At 54.2% G+C, this 17425-nt stretch carries 14 protein-coding genes; 9 read left to right on the top strand and 5 right to left on the bottom strand.

Annotated elements, in window-relative coordinates; genetic code table 11:
- The first annotated feature begins 32 nt into the window (after positions 1-32).
- Genes edd through CEK60_RS04270 form a run of 4 tightly spaced genes read left to right on the top strand, consistent with a single transcriptional unit; the run spans position 33 to position 4776 of the window.
- Positions 33-1922: a phosphogluconate dehydratase gene (gene edd, locus CEK60_RS04285; protein ID WP_089037972.1), complete on the top strand. Its 1890-nt coding sequence runs from the start codon at positions 33-35 to the stop codon at positions 1920-1922.
- On the top strand, positions 1922-2887 hold the full coding sequence (glk, locus tag CEK60_RS04280) for a glucokinase (protein ID WP_089037971.1): 966 nt from the start codon (positions 1922-1924) through the stop codon (positions 2885-2887). The genes edd and glk overlap by 1 nt, the downstream gene beginning before the upstream one ends.
- Positions 2888-2903: 16 nt before the next feature.
- On the top strand, positions 2904-3773 hold the full coding sequence (locus CEK60_RS04275; RefSeq protein ID WP_089037970.1) for an aldo/keto reductase: 870 nt from the start codon (positions 2904-2906) through the stop codon (positions 3771-3773).
- Positions 3774-3813: 40 nt separating this feature from the next.
- Positions 3814-4776: a carbohydrate kinase family protein gene (locus tag CEK60_RS04270; RefSeq protein WP_089037969.1), complete on the top strand. Its 963-nt coding sequence runs from the start codon at positions 3814-3816 to the stop codon at positions 4774-4776.
- A gap of 66 nt (positions 4777-4842) precedes the next feature.
- Here CEK60_RS04270 and CEK60_RS04265 read toward each other — a convergent pair whose 3' ends face one another.
- Positions 4843-6339 carry a glycoside hydrolase family 32 protein gene (locus CEK60_RS04265; protein WP_232471468.1) on the bottom strand — a complete coding sequence of 499 codons (1497 nt, stop codon included), beginning with the start codon at positions 6337-6339 and terminating at the stop codon, positions 4843-4845.
- Between the two features lie 236 nt (positions 6340-6575).
- The gene (locus tag CEK60_RS04260) at positions 6576-7388 is read right to left on the bottom strand and encodes an AraC family transcriptional regulator (protein ID WP_089040847.1); all 813 of its coding nucleotides are present in this window, start codon (positions 7386-7388) and stop codon (positions 6576-6578) included.
- A gap of 98 nt (positions 7389-7486) precedes the next feature.
- Between CEK60_RS04260 and CEK60_RS04255 the strand changes: the two genes are divergently transcribed.
- Positions 7487-8608 (top strand): multidrug effflux MFS transporter, encoded by a 1122-nt coding sequence (locus CEK60_RS04255; RefSeq protein WP_089037967.1) that lies wholly within the window; start codon positions 7487-7489, stop codon positions 8606-8608.
- A gap of 126 nt (positions 8609-8734) precedes the next feature.
- Here CEK60_RS04255 and CEK60_RS04250 read toward each other — a convergent pair whose 3' ends face one another.
- From CEK60_RS04250 to zwf, 3 genes are read right to left on the bottom strand one after another with little or no spacing between them, the layout of a single operon-like run.
- Positions 8735-9397, bottom strand: coding sequence for a bifunctional 4-hydroxy-2-oxoglutarate aldolase/2-dehydro-3-deoxy-phosphogluconate aldolase (locus CEK60_RS04250; protein WP_038483316.1), 663 nt, complete (start codon positions 9395-9397; stop codon positions 8735-8737).
- A gap of 56 nt (positions 9398-9453) precedes the next feature.
- Positions 9454-10119 carry a 6-phosphogluconolactonase gene (gene pgl / locus CEK60_RS04245; protein WP_089037966.1) on the bottom strand — a complete coding sequence of 222 codons (666 nt, stop codon included), beginning with the start codon at positions 10117-10119 and terminating at the stop codon, positions 9454-9456.
- Between the two features lies 1 nt (position 10120).
- Complete coding sequence (zwf, locus tag CEK60_RS04240) at positions 10121-11614, bottom strand: glucose-6-phosphate dehydrogenase (RefSeq protein WP_089037965.1); 1494 nt, start codon at positions 11612-11614, stop codon at positions 10121-10123.
- A gap of 392 nt (positions 11615-12006) precedes the next feature.
- Between zwf and malE the strand changes: the two genes are divergently transcribed.
- The 4 genes from malE to CEK60_RS04220 all read left to right on the top strand — a co-directional run bounded on the left by malE (position 12007) and on the right by CEK60_RS04220 (position 17412).
- On the top strand, positions 12007-13194 hold the full coding sequence (gene malE, locus CEK60_RS04235; protein WP_089037964.1) for a maltose/maltodextrin ABC transporter substrate-binding protein MalE: 1188 nt from the start codon (positions 12007-12009) through the stop codon (positions 13192-13194).
- A 59-nt stretch (positions 13195-13253) separates the two neighbouring features.
- A complete protein-coding gene (gene malF, locus CEK60_RS04230) occupies positions 13254-14822 on the top strand; it encodes a maltose ABC transporter permease MalF (protein ID WP_089037963.1) in 1569 nt (522 codons plus the stop codon).
- Positions 14823-14832: 10 nt separating this feature from the next.
- Positions 14833-15723 (top strand): maltose ABC transporter permease MalG, encoded by an 891-nt coding sequence (gene malG / locus CEK60_RS04225; protein WP_089037962.1) that lies wholly within the window; start codon positions 14833-14835, stop codon positions 15721-15723.
- 201 nt (positions 15724-15924) lie between these two features.
- Entirely contained in the window at positions 15925-17412 is a 1488-nt protein-coding gene (locus CEK60_RS04220; protein WP_089037961.1) for a TrkH family potassium uptake protein, read from the top strand.
- The last annotated feature ends 13 nt before the right edge of the window (positions 17413-17425 follow it).

The raw sequence follows: 17425 nt of genomic DNA, 5'->3' as shown, positions 1-17425 counted from the left end.
TGACTCACCGTCTCTACCATGCAGAGGTCTCTATGCCGAGCTCAACACCCGCTACTTTAAATCCTACCGTTGCTGAGGTTACCCAACGCATTCGTGAGCGCTCTGCTGAGCGGCGTGCTCTCTATGAGCAACGCATGGCGGACCAACATAAGCGTGGTGTGCACCGTGCAGAGCTATCCTGCGGTAACCTGGCCCACGGCTTTGCCGCGTGTAGCCCCCAAGAGAAAGACTCCCTGAAGCTAATGAATAGCGCCAACTTGGGGATCATTTCTTCTTACAACGATATGCTGTCGGCCCACCAGCCGTTTGAAACCTTTCCGGAAACCATCAAAGCCGCTGCTAGCGCCATGGGCTCAACCGCCCAGTTTGCCGGTGGTGTTCCTGCCATGTGTGATGGGGTTACCCAAGGGCAACCGGGCATGGAACTGTCGCTGTTTTCCCGCGACGTGATTGCGATGGCTGCTGCGGTTGGGCTTTCACACAACATGTTTGATGCTGCCCTTTATCTGGGCGTGTGCGACAAGATTATCCCTGGTCTGTTTATCGCAGCGGCACGCTTTGGTCACCTGCCTGCTATGTTCGTACCCGCCGGCCCAATGCCCAGCGGCCTGCCGAACAAAGAGAAAGCGCGCATCCGTCAGCTATACGCAGAAGGCAAAGTGGGCCGCGAAGAGCTGCTGCAAGCAGAGTCTGACTCCTATCATAGCCCAGGCACCTGCACCTTCTACGGCACTGCCAACTCAAACCAACTGATGATGGAAGTGATGGGGCTTCACCTGCCAGGCACCTCGTTTGTGAATCCAGGCACGGAAATGCGCGAAGCCCTGACCCGCTACGCGACCGAACAGGCTATTCGCAACACTGAACCTGGCGGCGACTACCGCCCTTTCTATAAGCAGATCGATGAACGCGCCATCGTCAACGCGGTGGTAGGTTTATTGGCATCTGGCGGTTCAACCAACCATACGATGCATTTGATTGCCATGGCCGCTGCGTCGGGCATTACGCTGAACTGGGACGACTTCACCGACCTCTCCGCCGTAACGCCCAGCCTGATGCAGGTATACCCTAACGGCCAAGCAGACATTAACCACTTCCAGGCGGCAGGCGGCATGAGTTACCTGTTCCGCGAACTGCTGGGCGCTGGCTTGCTGCACGGCGATATCCCGACGGTGTTCGGCACCGACCTGACGGCCTACACACAAGAGCCCTTCCTGGAAAATGGCAAAGTGGTTTGGCGCGAAGGTCCAGAAAGCAGCTTAGATGAAAACGTTTTACGCCCAGTCGCTACCCCCTTCGCAGCGACTGGCGGCCTAACGGTAATGAAAGGCAACCTGGGACGCGGCGTGATCAAAGTATCCGCCGTTGCCGACGAACATCGTGTAGTAGAAGCACCGGTGAAAATCTTCGCCGACCAGAACGAAATGAAGGCTGCGTTTGAATCCGGCGATTTAGATCGCGATGTCATCGTTGTGGTGCGCTTCCAGGGGCCAAAAGCCAATGGCATGCCGGAACTTCACAAACTGACGCCGTTCCTGGGCGTACTGCAGGACCGTGGCTTCAAAGTGGCACTGGTGACTGATGGCCGTATGTCTGGCGCGTCAGGTAAAGTGCCCGCTGCGATTCATATCAGCCCAGAAGCACTGGACGGTGGCCCGCTATCGAAACTGCGTGACGGCGACATTGTGCGCCTGGACGCCAACGCAGGTACGCTGGAAGCCAAAGTAGAGGCGGCTACCTGGGCCGATCGTGAGCGCGTAGTGGCGAATTTGGATCACTACCACGTTGGCCTAGGCCGCGAACTGTTTAGCGGCTTTCGCCACCTGGCCATGCGTGGTGAAGAAGGCGCAGGCTCGCTGGGCGGCTTTGAAGCCGATGATCTCGCTCGCCAACAGGGCCAGATTCTTCAAGAGGATGCCTAATGCGACCGGCCTTAATTGGTGATATTGGCGGTACCAATGCCCGCCTGGCGCTCGTCACGCCAGGTGAGGTGACGCCCCACGATATTATTAATCTTCCCTGCGCGGACTACCCTGGGGTTATCGACGCGATTCAGGACTACCTGGAGCGCGTGGGCGCCACGGGTGAAAATGCACCGGTGGAAGCCTGCTTGGCGTTTGCCTGCCCGGTTCACGCCGAGCGGGTCAAGATGACCAATAATCACTGGGATTTTATGAAAAGCGATGTTCAGCAGGCGCTGAACCTATCGCTGTTTAAAGTGATTAATGACTTTACCGCACAGGCACTGGGCGTACCCCATGTAGACGCCGACAATCTGGTGGAAGTGCAAGCAGGTGTGGCTCAGTCTCACTCTACCCGCTTGGTGATTGGCCCCGGCACAGGCCTGGGCGTTGCTGGCGTTTTTCCCGGCCAACACGCCTGGATACCGCTTCCCACCGAGGGCGGCCACGTCACGTTCGCCCCCACTGACAGCACCGAACGGGCGCTGCTGGATGTTTTTCTACAGCGCTACCAACGGGTCAGCGTAGAACGTATTTTATGCGGCCAGGGCTTACTGGAGCTGTATCAGGCCCATTGTGCTCTGAACGAGCAAACGCCTAGCTGCGCGACGCCAGCCGAGGTTACCCAAGCCGCTAACCAGGGTGACTCTATCGCCACCGCCAGCCTACTGCGCTTTTTAAAAATCCTCGGCGATGTATGCGGCGACGCGACCCTAACAATGGGCGCAAGAGGCGGCGTTTATCTATGCGGCGGGATTTTACCGCGCCTACTGGAGTGGCTACCCAAATCCGAACTGCGTGATAGCTTTGCGAACAAGGGCCGGATGGGCGCGTATAACGCCGATATTCCCGTGTGGATTGTTACTCACCCGTGGACAGGGCTGCTCGGCGCCGCCGAAGCGCTGCATAACGAAGAAGTCTTTTAACTTATTAGGAATGTCCATGCCTGCTCACACCTTCGATGTGCCTTTTGTTCTCGGCATGATGCGCCTGCATGAAGCACCAGAGATGCACCAGGCGAGTTATCTCGCCGACTGGATCGAAGCCCGTATCGAGCAGGGGTTGCACTGGTTTGACCATGCCGACATTTACGGGAACGGTGCGTGCGAGACGCTGTTTGGTCACGCGCTAAACACGCGCCCCGGACTGTCAAAACGGCTTAAGGTGGTGACCAAAGCGAGTATCGCCAACGATAACCCAGCCCACGGCTCTGGCAAGGTGAAACACTACAACGCCAGCCCGGATTATCTAAGCCGCGCCATTGACAATGCACTTAACCGCCTTGGCGTCGAGCGGCTAGATCACTTTTTAATTCATCGCCCTGACATATTAATGAACGCAGAAGCAACTGGCCGTGCCCTTGATGACGCTATCAATGCAGGCAAAATTGGCGCTGCGGGCATTTCTAACCATTTGCCAAGTCAGTGGCGTAGGCTGCAAAACGCCATGCACCACCCTTTACGTGCCAACCAAATCGAACTTTCCATTAACCATAACGCCCCCCTGTTTGATGGTAGCTTTGACGATCTATGCGCCGACGGCCATTGGCCGATGGCGTGGTCACCGCTAGCGGGCGGCACACTAATGCAAGGCGACGTCGGTAACGTTCTTAACCGCGTAACTCGAGAGCAAAACGGCACCTCTAACGCGTTAGCGCTGGCTTGGCTGCGGTCACTGCCTGGTCGGCCGATTCCCGTTGTGGGCAGTGTGAAGCCTGAGCGTATTGCTGACATGCTCGACGGGCCTGAGACGCTCTCAAGAGAGACATGGTACGAGCTATTAGAGGCCGCGCGAGGCCACTGCGTCGCGTAACCCCTTCATCAATTAATAATATAATGACAAGGAATGACTTATGACGCCGGTGATTGCTTTCGGTGAAGCCTTGGTTGATATGTTGTCCAGCCGCTTAGGCGATGACACTGGCCAAGAAACCTTCACGCCTTACGCGGGCGGCGCGCCTGCTAACGTCGCGGTTGCCTGTGCCCGACTTAACGTACCCAGCCAGTTTTTAGGCATGGTGGGTGACGATACGTTTGGCCACTTCCTGATTCGTGAGCTAAAAAGCCATGGTGTGGATACTCAGGGTGTGGTGTTGACCAAAGAAGCACGCACTGCGCTGGCGTTTGTTTCTCGGGACAGCAGCGGCGAGCGCACGTTTGATTTTTATCGCCCACCGGCGGCCGACCTGCTTTATCGCTTAGAGCACCTGCCCCACGGCGTGTTTGAACAACCGGCGATTGTTCACTTATGCAGCAACAGTTTGACTGACCCTGAGATTGCCGATACCACCTTAGCGATTGCCGCTATGGCAAAGCGCGCGGGCTGTTTAGTCAGCGTGGATGCCAACCTCCGCCACAATCTGTGGACCGAAGGGTCAGCCGACCTCTGGCTGGTAACCGAGCTATTGGATAGCGCCGAGCTCGTTAAAGTCTCATTAGATGAGCTTGATTATCTTCGTGGCGGGCACTCTCAGGAAGCGTGGATATCTCAGCGGCTAGCCGCCGGGGTAAAAGTAATTTTAATCACCGACGGCCCTAACAAGGTGGTGCTGAAAGGTGTTGGCCTTGACCACACCATCACACCACCCCAGGTGACCGCTGTTGACACCACGGCTGGCGGTGATGCGTTTATTGGCGGCCTGCTGGCTGAGCTTTCACGGCACGGCATTGATGAGAACTGGTACCAGGACAACAGTGCCTTTCTAACCCGCGCGGTGGATATTGCCTGCCGCTGTGGTGCTCACGCAGTAACACGCCCAGGCGCCTACGCCGCACTGCCGACCCATAGTGATATTGAAGCGCTAAGAAATACGTAACGTCTGTAGCAAAAAAGGGCGTGCAACAGCACGCCCCTTAACTATGTAATTACATGCTAAATCCTACTAACGCGCTACCGCACCTTTACTCGATACCACACTGCCACCGAGCAACCCTGCGCTGCCTTCCAATACGTTGACCTCAATCGAGCCTGTTGTTTGAGTTGTAAAGCTCACCTGAGTAATCGCTCGTTGTTGCGTATCACCGTTCACCAGGATCTCCAGCGAGCCATGATCACACCACCACTCTAGCGTGATCGTTAAACCATCAACGCTGCCCGCTGCATGGTCACAGGCGAAATGGTCATCGAAAGCTGCTTGTCCGTTCACGCCGTTACGCGTGTAGCGAAGTGCAACGCCCTCTTCTCCCGCTTCAAGAGTAAGCTGTTGATGATCTCTCTGCTGAAGCGACAGCGCCACTCGGCTGCCAGCCGTTAAGGTCAGTTCAAGCACACCACGACTTACCGGTGGCAACGAGGTTAAGACGCTATATTGCCCAACACTCAGCATCGCCTGTGGCGGGATAGTATGCGGTACGGCTGTCAGCGCCTCATGGCACTCGCTGGCGATACGTTGGCAAAACTGAATGCCGCTCGATGTCGCACGCAGGGTTAACTCTCTGGGCAGACTCATCATTCCCCGCCAGCCAGCTTCAGGCGCATGATTGGCATACTGCCAATTATTCAGCCAAGCCACGGCTAAACGGCGCCCCGAAGTATTCGACCAGCTCTGCACAGCGTAAAAGTCACGTCCTTCGTCCATCATCATGACGTCATCAGGCGAGTGGTCGTTAGTAAAACGCTGGCCGTCGAACTCGCCCACAAAATATTGCGTGAACGAGCCAAAGGCATTATCTGGCGTAGCCCCAATGCCAACGATTAATACCCAGCGGCTAGATAGCTGCCCATTGCTAGCGCCTTCCACTGGTAGCTCGAACAAATCGGGGCATTCCCAGGGGTGCTGAGTATGCGCGCCGTGGCCCTCGCCAAACGCACTGGCAAACTGCCAGTCCAATAGGTTTTGCGAGGTGTAAAAATGAATTTCCTGCCCACAAGCCAGCGCCATTACCCAACGCTGGGTAGCGGCATGCCACAACACTTTTGGGTCGCGAAAATCTTTAAACCCTGGCGCGGGTAGCACTGGGTTATTGGCGTACTGATGCCAAGTGCGCCCCTTGTCGCGGCTATAAGCCAAACACTGTGACTGCTCATAATCTTCAGGATCATCGGAAAGCACTCGGTGGCAGGTATAAAACGCTAGCAGCCCCCGCTGGCCGTCAAACAGGCCCGTCACATCATGCTCATCCACGATGGCACTACCTGAAAAACACGCCCCTTGGGCGTCTGGCATCAATGCAATAGGCAAGTGCTCCCAACGGCAGAGATCGGTGCTTACCGCATGCCCCCAGTGCATGGGCCCCCATACCGTGCCGTGGGGATGGTATTGATAAAAGAGATGATACTCCCCTTCGAAATATACAAGCCCGTTGGGGTCATTCATCCAGCCAGTAGACGGCGTAAAATGCAGCGTTGGCCTAAGAGGAGTAAATTTGACGAGATTCAATGTAAAAAACCCTAACTTAATCGATTAAGTTGAGGCTATCACGCTTTTTTCTTCCCGGCTCTAGGTTTAGTACGAAAGCTCGGCTAAAGGAGGCTAAACAAGGGAAAAATTAACAAAAAACCATCACGCTGCCTATTCCTGCACTTCCTCGATGGCACTGAATAGAGGTTGATCTAGCCGGGTCGATCTTTACGATGATTCAAAGACTCAAACGTCGACATGGCACGAGAGGTTCTTCAAGCAATGTCGACAGTGGACCTGCCAGGCTCAGCCTCCCACTGCCCGTGCATATACTTCAGTGGAGTCATCCCTGTGTGCTGACGGAAGAAATGAATAAAGGCGCTGTCCGAAGAGAACCCCAACAGGTAGGCCACATCGTTAACCTGACGTTGCATTGATAGCAGTTCGATAGCCGCAAGCAGACGCCATTGCTGGCGCCAGGCCTGGTAGCTCATCCCGGTTTCACGGCAAAAAATCCGGCTGACTGTCTTAGCACTAGCACCAAACTGTCCTGCAAGCGGGATCAGAGCTGGGGGTAATTCCCCCTCAGGGCTCCAGCGTTCAACCAGCGCCTTCAAACGCGTGTGTAACGGTAGCGTCAGTTGCAGTGACTCACGCTCAGCCTGCTGCATCTCTTCTATAAACAATGCCAGCGTGTTGTGCGTACTAACATCCGTTATATCCCAAGGCCACCAGGCCATACGTTCGATCAGTGCGCGCAAAAGCTCATTCACCACGACCACTTTCACCTCCTGGCCAAGTAACTGAGACACCTCGAGGCTGAAGTAGACGGAGCGATATGACACCACATTGGTCATCATCGCCTGATGCTTAACCCCAGCAGGGATCCACGCCGCTCGAGTTGGCGGCAACACGCATCGCTGACCATCAAGCACAATGCGCATACACCCACGTGGGGCATACAACAGCTGCCCTTTGGCGTGACTGTGCATACCTGAATCATGACGACCGACCTCGGCGGCAATTCCCACCACGTTGCCTACTACCAAGTCCGGGTCAAAAGACTGCTGCTGGTTGATCAGTGCCACTGTCTTATTTTCGACATATTTGGTTTGAATAACGTTATTTGAACAACACAAGACTAAGTAAGCTAGCACCACGTTTCAAGAGACATGGAATCGTCACGATGAACCCGCTACTTTATTTGATCCTGGCACTGATGATGTTCCCCCAGGTGGTCGAGACTATCTACAGCCCTGCACTACCGTCGATGGCGAGCTTTTTCGGCGTATCAGCCTCCACTGCGGGTCTGACCCTCTCCTGCTATTTTTTAGTGTTCGCCTTCGGCGTAGTGTTCTGGGGCATGATGGCGGACAAGCTAGGTCGTCGCTCGGCTATGCTGCTTGGGCTGGGGTGCTACGCACTCGGTTCCGGCATTGCTATCTACGCTCCCGATTTTCATTGGCTACTGCTAGCCCGAGCGCTAAGCGCCTTTGGCGCAGCGACCGGCTCAGTGGTCTGCCAGACAATCTTGCGTGACCGTTGGCAGGGAGCGAAACTGGCGCAGATTTTCTCTTACATGGGAATGGGTATCGCCCTTAGTCCGGTGGTCGGTCTATTTGCTGGCGGGCAGTTGGTCAACTTTGGTGGTCATCAGGCAGTGTTCAGCGCACTGCTTGTGCTGGCACTCCTGCTGCTTGCCATCACCGCTAAAATACTGCCAGAAACCCGTAAGGTACAGGTGCCTGTTGACCTAGTCACGCTAGGAAAACAGATGGTGAAAGACGCTGCGCTATGGCGCGATGTCATTCTGGTGGCCTGCTTTAACGTGCTGCTGTTTGGCTATTATCTACAGGGCCCATTCCTATTTGATAGGCTTGGACTGAGAGCGCAGGCGTTCGGTTACAGCGGGTTAGCGCTGGCAACCGGCAGCATACTTGGCAGCTATGCTAACAAGACGCTACTGAAGAATGGCAGGAGCCCCCATCAACTTATCGTCCGAGCCTGTCAACTAGCGATGGTCAGCGCCCTGGGCGTCTACACCCTGCAATCTTCCTTGCTATTCCTGTTACCGATGATGGGTATAGCAGCAGCGTTTGCGGTGGCTATTCCCAATATCCTCAGCCGAGCACTTAAAAACTACCAGCAGCAATTGGGCAGCGCGGGCGCCCTATTCGGCCTCGGCTACTACCTGCTAATAGGAGTAGGGCTCGGAGCCAGCAGTTGGCTAAATAATATGGGCCAGAGTGCATTACTGTGTGCCATCACGGCACTACTCGCCACGGGTTGGGAAAGGTCGCGCCGGTAGCCCCTACCTGGCGCACCACAAAAAAGCCCGAGCATGGCAATATGCTCGGGCAAATGACTTACCCACACGACCCGATATCAGTGAGGCAAGTAACGAGAGTGCTCGTGTCGATTTACATCGTATTCGTTAGTGGTGAAAACGCTCAGCGGCCTGACGGGCCAGCTCGCGAATACCGTCCCAATCTTCTGCTTCAACCATGGCTTTCGGTGTTAGCCAAGAACCGCCTACACACATAACATTGGGTAGTGACAGGTAGGTTTCAGCGTTATCAACCGTGATACCGCCGGTTGGGCAAAAGCGTGCTTCGGGAATCGGCGCGCCAAAGGCTTTAATGGCTTTGGCACCACCGCTGGACTCAGCCGGGAAAAACTTGAAGCGGCGATAGCCGTACTGCCAGCCTGTCATCAGCTCAGAGATCGTTGATACGCCGGGCAACATCGGCACCGGGCTCTCTACGCCATAGCGATAAAGCGCTTCCGTCGCGCCAGGTGTCACTACAAAATCCGCACCTACCTGTTCAGCTTGGCGGTATTGCGCGGGCGTCAACACGGTACCAACACCGATGCTGGCTCCCGGCAGCGCTTCTTTCATGCGTTTAATTGCTTCCAACGCGCAGTCGGTACGCAAGGTAATTTCCAACACGCTTAAGCCACCTTCAACCAAGGCGCGACCTAGCGGTACCGCATCTTCAAGACGCTCAACGGTAATCACCGGAATGACCTCAGCCTTTAAGCAAATGCTGTCAAGCTCGGCAGTACGTGTTGAGGGTAGCTGTTTATCGATTGTCATCAGTGAGTCTCCAAGCAGGTGTTACTGGCAAACGTTTATTGGCGAAAGCCCAGGCGTTACGGCGCCCAGTAGATCGCTAACGGGCAAGATAAAAACGCGCGAATAGGTAGCTTACGGACATCATCACCATTCATGGCGTTTGCCAATACGCTGCGCTTATCATCGCCAGTAATATGTAAAATATGTCGATGCGCCTGATGCAGGCGATCTGCTGAGAAAGTAATACGCGGCTGCGGCTGACTAGGCGTGCGTACCGCGACAAGCGGCTCATCGGTAGAGAGCGCTAAACCTAGTTCTAGGCTGTCGGGGAACAGCGACGCCGTATGGCCATCGCCGCCCATTCCCAAGATCACAACGCTGGCGGGCCAAGGCAGAGATGCCGTGCGTTTGGCAACCTCATCAACCCCCTCTTCCGGCGTCGAGGCATCCGAGGTTAGCGGTACGAAGTTGGCGTTCGCCGCCGCTCCTTGAAGCAGGTTTTCGCGCACCAGCTTGGCATTGCTATCGCTACTTCCCTCATCCACCCAGCGTTCGTCGGCCAAGGTGATATCAATGCGCTCCCAAGGCAGCGGTTTGGCTGCCAGCGCTTTAAAAAAAGGCACCGGCGTAGAGCCACCCGAGACGACCAGTAGCGCGCGCTCTTGGCGGCTCAAGTCTTCGGCCAATGCCTGGAAGACCGCTTCTGCCAGCTGTTGTGCTAGCGCTTGACGTGCTTCGCTCATATTAATAGTCCTCGTACCAACTGCGGCCATCTTGGGTAATCATGGCGATGGAGGCGACTGGCCCCCAAGAGCCTGCCGGGTAACGGCGCGGCGGGGTTTCACGGGCTTTCCAACCGTCGATGAGCTGGTCGCACCAACGCCAAGCGTGCTCAACTTCGTCGCGGCGCACGAACAGATACTGTTGGCCTTTCATAACTTCCAGCAGCAAGCGCTCATAGGCATCTGGGATACGTGATTTGGGGAACGCGCTGTTAAAGTCCAGGTGCAACGGGCCAGGGCGTAAGCGCATGCCTTTATGCAAACCGCTGTCTTTGGTGAGCACCTGAAGCGCGATCCCTTCATCCGGCTGCAGGCGAATGATCAGCTTGTTAGACGCAATCCCCCGCTGATCAGGATCAAAAATATAGTGCGGCTGCTGGCGGAAGTGGATCACGATTTGGGACAGTTTTTCAGGCATGCGCTTACCGGTACGCAGGTAGAACGGCACACCCGCCCAGCGCCAATTTGAAACCTCGGTTTTCATTGCCACAAAGGTTTCGGTCTGGCTCTGGGTATTCGCCCCTTCTTCTTCCAGGTAGCCGGGTACCGGCTGACCATCATTGGTGCCCGCGGTATATTGCCCACGTACTACATCACGCCCCAGCGCTTCACCGGTAAACGGCTTTAGGGCTTTAAGCACTTTTACTTTCTCATCACGAATCGCGTCGGCATCCAGGTTGGAAGGCGGGTCCATGGCAATCAAGCATAGCAATTGGAGCAAGTGGTTTTGCACCATATCGCGAAGCTGCCCGGCATCATCGAAGTAGCCCCAGCGCCCTTCAATGCCGACCTTTTCTGCAACGGTAATTTCTACATGGGAAATGTGGTTCTGATTCCATTGCGTCCCGAATAACGGGTTAGCAAAGCGCAGCGCAATCAGGTTCTGTACCGTTTCTTTACCTAAATAGTGGTCAATACGGTAAATACGCGACTCAGGAAAAACGGCCCCAATAGCGTCGTTAACTTCTTCTGATGACACTAAGTCGTAGCCGATGGGCTTCTCAACGATGACCCGCGTTTGCTCATCCAGGCTGCCACTCGCCTCAAGGTTGCGGCAAATATCGCCGTAGATCATGGCGCCAACGGATAAGTAAACCACCATGGGGCGATCAGAGCCTTCGCGCCATTCACGTATTTGCTCAAAGCCCTCAGCTTTTTTGAAATCCAGCTGGCAATAGTCAAGCCGATTTAGAAAACGCTCGAGACTCTCTTTATCCTGCTCATCTTTTTTTAGCCGCTTTTGCAGCGCGCCGCTGACCAATTGGCGGAATGCAGCGGTGTCATGCGCTTGACGTGCCAGCCCCATAATCCGCGTGCTTGCGGGCATTAAGCCCTCACGGTCAAGGTGATAAAGCGCAGGAAACAGCTTGCGCATCGCAAGATCGCCCAGCGCCCCAAACAGCGCTAAATCAATAGCGTGTTTCTGATCGCCCAGCGGGGAATGTGACTGGCTCATCTCAGCTCCTATTTATAATTAGATGATCTAATGTAGTTAGATTACCTAAAATCTATCTGATATCGGGCATTATACGCAACATTACATGTAATTTTACTACAAAAAAATAGCACTGCCTCCCCAATTACAACTTTAAACGTTATTTACGTCTCTATTTGAGCAGTGTCGACCCTGAGCAGTACCGATGCCGACACCTAACGTTATACCGCTTTATTGTTACCTTTCATTCCACTCTACGCCCCTTGGATACGCCATCGCTACGCCCCTTGAGGATGAGGTGACGTTGCGCGTAATTGGCGACGCTGGCACTGACTAAAGCGCTGCTCATCAAAATATTCGCAGCACTCTACGACAACAACAATCTACGACAACAACAGTGAGGTATTTACATTATGGCAACGTCTCGCCCCATTATGATGCCGCTGCTAACCGCCACGCTGGCTGCCAGTGCCGCCCTTCCCGCCGTTGCGTTTGAGGACGACCGCCTGACTATCTGGATGGGTGATAATAAAGGTCAAGCAGGCATTCGCGCAGTTGCCGAGCAGTTTCTTGAAGAAACCGGCATCGAAGTTGAGGTGGTATTTCCCGATAACCTTACCGACCGCTTTCAGCAGGCTGCGGGAAGTGGCCAGGGACCGGATATCGTCATCTGGGCTCACGACCGCATGGGCGAGTGGGCACAAAGCGGCTTATTGAAACAAGTCGCCCCAAGTGACAGCTTCCGCGAGGCGTTTTACGACTTCACCTGGGAAGCTGCGCTGTGGAATGGTGAAACCTACGGCTACCCGATATCGGTAGAGTCACTGGGCCTCATTTACAACAAGGCCTTGGTAGAAACACCACCAGAAAGCTTTGCTGAACTGATGGAGCTTGACGAAACGCTCTCTCAAGATGGCAAAAAGGCCATCCTATTTGATTATAGTGAGCCGTATTACGGCTGGACCCTGCTAGCGGCCAACGGCGGCTACCCTTTCAAGCAGACTGACAGCGGCTATGACGTCAGCGATATAGGCGTTAACAACGAAGGTGCCTTACAAGGGGCAGAACTGCTGGTTGAGTTGATCGAAAGCGATGTACTCCCCCGCGGCACTGATTACAACTTGATGGACACCCGCTTTAACCGGGGCGAAGTGGCTACCATGATTAGCGGCCCATGGGCTTGGCCGAACCTGGAGCGTAGCGGAATTGACTACGGCGTCGCACTACTGCCGAAAGTGGGCGATGAACGTGCTAAACCCATGTTTGGCGTGATGACGGCAATGATTAACTCCGCCACACCCAATGATTTTCTCGCCGTGGAGTTTTTAGAAAACTATCTGCTTAGCGAAGAGGGCATGCACACATTCAACAGCGACGGCTCACTGGGAGCGGTTGCTCATATCGATTATCAGGCTGAGCTTGCTGATAACCCCAACATTGCCGCGACGCTTGAAAATGCCGAAGTCGGTATGCCCATGCCAAATATTCCTGAAATGGGTGCTTTCTGGGCAGCCATGGAGCCCGCCCTGCAAAACATCGGCAGTGGACGCCAATCGCCCCAAGAAGCGCTGGATGCCGCTGCGCGGCGTATGCGCCAGTAAGCTTTTTCTGCCCTTCTGCCCGGTAGCCAATGCCACCAGGCAGCTTTCAGGATGTCACTATGTATACCACTAACGCCTCTCGTGGCCTTCCCCGCCACCGCTCTCGCCATCTCACCGAACGTTACACCCGCTGGACACTTCGCTGCGTCATTGCCACCTTGGTAATCGCGCTGTTATGGCTGGTAGTCGCCTTTCACCTTAATGGCCAGTGGATGTTCGCGCTGCTCTTTCTAGTGCTGGGCGCCTCGCTGGGCGTGGTGTTTACCAAACGCACGTTAATGAGCCACCGGTATATTTTTCCTGCCGTGGCGGGGCTGGGTGTATTTGTTATTTTCCCGCTGCTTTACACCATCGGCATTAGCTTTAGTAATTACAGCTCAAGCAACTTGTTATCGGAAGAGCGCGTGCGCGGCCAGTTGATGAGCCAAACCTATCAACAGGAAGGCAACGCGTTTGAGCTAACTCTTTACCAAGCAGGTGAGCTTGTCCGCTTGTACCTGGAAAACAGTGAGGCAGACACGACCCAGCGTTTCGTTTCTTCACCGCTCAACTTCGCCAACCATGAAACCCGCCAAATAGGCATTCAGGCAGTAGACGCTTCGCCTGCCCAAGAGCCACTGGGAATGCGCGCTATTATCCAGGCACGTGATTCTCTGCAAGGGCTTAGGCTGCTGACACCGGATGGCGCGGAGCTGCGTATGGCAGGGTTACGCCAGTTTGCTCCTATGGTAGATCGCTATGAAGCACGTGAAGACGGCGCGCTTTATGATCGCCGCGATGACCGCGTTCTTACCCCCGACCCCGCTAGCGGATTTTTTGTCGCTGATAACGGCGAAAGCATCACGCCTGGATGGCCAGTCAATGTAGGATTTACCAACTATACGAAGATATTCACCGATCCCGACATTCGCGGTCCCTTCATGCAGATCTTTGTGTGGACCTTTGTGTTTGCCGCACTGACGGTGGTCTTCACCCTGGCCGTTGGCTTTGTGTTGGCGTCACTGTTGCAGTGGGACCAACTCAAGGGCAAAGCCGTTTATCGCACGCTGTTAATTCTGCCCTACGCCGTGCCCGCCTTTATCTCCATTCTGATTTTTAAAGGCATGTTTAATCAGCACTTCGGTGAAGTGAACATGATTCTGGACACGCTGTTTGGTGTTCGGCCAGAGTGGTTTACCGACCCGTGGCTAGCGCGCTCCATGCTATTGATTGTTAATACCTGGCTGGGCTACCCCTATATGTTGCTGCTGTGCATGGGGCTAATCCAAGCTATCCCTCAAGATCTCTACGAAGCCTCGGCAGTCGATGGCGGCGGCCCCATTACCAATCTATTCAAGATTACCCTACCACTGATTATTAAACCGCTAACACCGCTGTTAATTGCCGCCTTTGCATTTAACTTCAATAACTTTGTGCTAATTGCGCTATTAACCGGCGGCAACCCTGATATTTTGGGCGCCAGCACCCCAGCAGGCACCACCGATCTATTGGTCAGCTACACCTACCGCATTGCCTTCCAGGATGCCGGACAGAACTTTGGGCTGGCAGCCGCCATCGCAACGCTCATTTTCCTCTTGGTCGCGGGTATGTCGTTGCTTAATTTGCGCCTTTCCAAGGTTAAGGTTTAGGAGGTTACTCATGGCCATGGTTCAACCGCGTTCTGTGGGCGCGCGCCGCTTGGGCGCACACCTTGCACTGATCTGCTTTGTTTCGCTGATTGTCTTCCCACTGTTGCTGGTGATTTCAATCTCATTTCGCGAGGGTAACTTTGCCTCTGGCAGCTTAATTCCCGAGAATTTCTCGTTGGAACACTGGTCGCTAGCACTGGGAATTCCCTGGGAACGCCCGGATGGCAGTATTGTTCAACCGCCCTTTCCCGTGCTGTTGTGGCTGTGGAACTCGATAAAAGTGGCGGTGGTGTCTTCCGTGCTGATTCTAATGCTCGCGACGACGAGCGCTTACGCCTTCGCACGCATGCGTTTTAAAGGCAAAGAACCGCTTTTGAAAGGCATGCTGATTTTCCAGATGTTCCCAGCCGTACTGTCACTCGTGGCGCTCTACGCCCTGTTTGATCGGCTGGGACAGTTTGTTGGCTGGTTAGGCATTAACACCCACGGCGCGCTGATCGTGGCATCACTGGGCGCGGTCGCGCTGCATATCTGGACCATTAAAGGCTACTTTGAGTCGATTGATGGCTCGCTGGAAGAAGCGGCTATGGTTGATGGCGCCAGCACCTGGCAGGCGTTCCGCTACATTCTGCTGCCGCTGTCGATTCCCATTTTGATGGTGGTTTTCATTCTGGCTTTCGTGATGAGTATCATGGAATACCCCATGGCCTCAGTACTGCTGGTGGATGAACACAAACTCACCCTGGCGGTAGGTGCCCAACAATACCTTGCCGACCACAACCAGCGCTGGGGCAACTTTGCCGCCGCTGCTGTGCTTTCCGGCCTGCCCATTACCGTTGCGTTCTTGATCTGCCAACGCTGGATTATTGGCGGATTAACCGCTGGGGGCGTCAAAGGCTAAATTCCTGGATTTAACTACTAAGTGCAGTACTCCCGATTCCTCGCTTGAGCACCTTGCTCGTCACCGGCTCTATTGATGGGGCCGGTTTTTTCATCATTGTGTTCATTACTTGAGTATTTTTTTAGAGAAATTTTACGGACTTTTTGTGGTTGCCATGGTGTTATATCGCGATAAACATTAGGGCAATTTAAGAGCGGATCTATGACCATCTTTCCCAGCGGGATTTACTATCGAGACGCTTACCGCAATTGGGCACAAATATTTAAAATCATGGCAGTGCTATGGTTAGTGCTTGCCATGTTTATGGCACTGCCTTGGATTGTTCTGGTTATTGAACAAGATCCTGACGCTCCTGCTTTCGGGATGTCGCTTCTCATTATTCTGAGCGCCACGCTGATCACTTGGTTGCTAACCCGTCGAGTATCGCTGGAGTTGAAGCCCTGGCAAATGTTTATATTGACGGCGGGCAGTTGGACCAGCATTAGCTGTTTTGCCAGCCTTCCACTTATTTTAGGTGCGCCCCAGCTTAGCGTTACGAATGCCGTCTTTGAGTCGGTCTCCGCGATTACCACTACCGGTTCCACCATTTTAACGGGGATCGAAGAGTTATCCGACGGATTAAAGCTGTGGCGAGGCTTAATGCAGTGGATGGGTGGTATCGGCATTATCGTCATGGGCATCGCTATTCTGCCGTTTCTTAAAGTAGGCGGCATGCGGCTATTCCATACTGAATCTTCGGATTGGTCCGATAAAGTAATGCCCCGTACGGGAGGAATTGCAAAAGCGACGCTAACTATTTATGTGGGGCTGACACTACTGGCCATGTTGAGCTATTGGGTCGGTGGAATGCTGCCACTAGATGCCGTGGTTCACGGGATGACATCACTGGCGACCGGTGGCTTTGCCAACTCTGACGCCTCGTTTGGTGCCTACGCTGAGCAACCGTGGTTGGTATGGATGGGTAGTCTTTTTATGCTGAGTGGTGCGCTACCCTTTGTCTTATATATTCGCTTTATTCGCACCTCCCGCAGCGCCCTGTGGAAAGACCAACAGGTGCGTGGTTTGTTAAAACTCCTGCTAGCGGCAATTTTAGTTCTTAGCACATGGCGCGTTTTACAAGGCGATGATTGGTTTGTCTCGCTCACCCACGTCACGTTCAACGTCATTTCAGTTGTAACCACCACTGGCTATGCATCCGACGACTATACGCTGTGGGGTTCATTACCCATCGCGGCGTTCTTCTATCTTACGTTTATAGGTGGCTGTAGCGGCTCTACCAGCGGTGGTATGAAAGTTTTCCGGTTCCAAATCGCTATGCTGATGCTGCGTAATCAGTTGCGCTATCTGATTCACGCTAATGGTGTTTTCACTACGCGCTATAATCAGCAGCCGGTGACCAACGATATTTCCCGTAGCGTAGTGGCCTTCTCTTTCTTCTTTTTTATCACGATTGCAGTGCTTGCCTTGAGCCTTTCAGCATTGGGACTGGACTTAGTCACTGCCCTTTCCGGTGCGGCCACTGCGGTGGCGAATGTAGGCCCGGGTCTCGGTGACACCATTGGCCCGGCAGGTAACTTTGCAACACTACCCGATGCCGCTAAATGGCTACTGTGCCTTGGCATGTTAATGGGCCGCCTGGAAATTTTAACGGTCGTGGTGCTGCTCACACCGATGTTCTGGCGACGCTAACCTTGTTAGAACC

Source organism: Halomonas sp. N3-2A (assembly GCF_002216165.1).
GTDB lineage: Bacteria > Pseudomonadota > Gammaproteobacteria > Pseudomonadales > Halomonadaceae > Vreelandella.
Note: the sequence above shows the minus strand (reverse complement) of the source record. Positions and strands in the feature narration are given on the sequence as shown.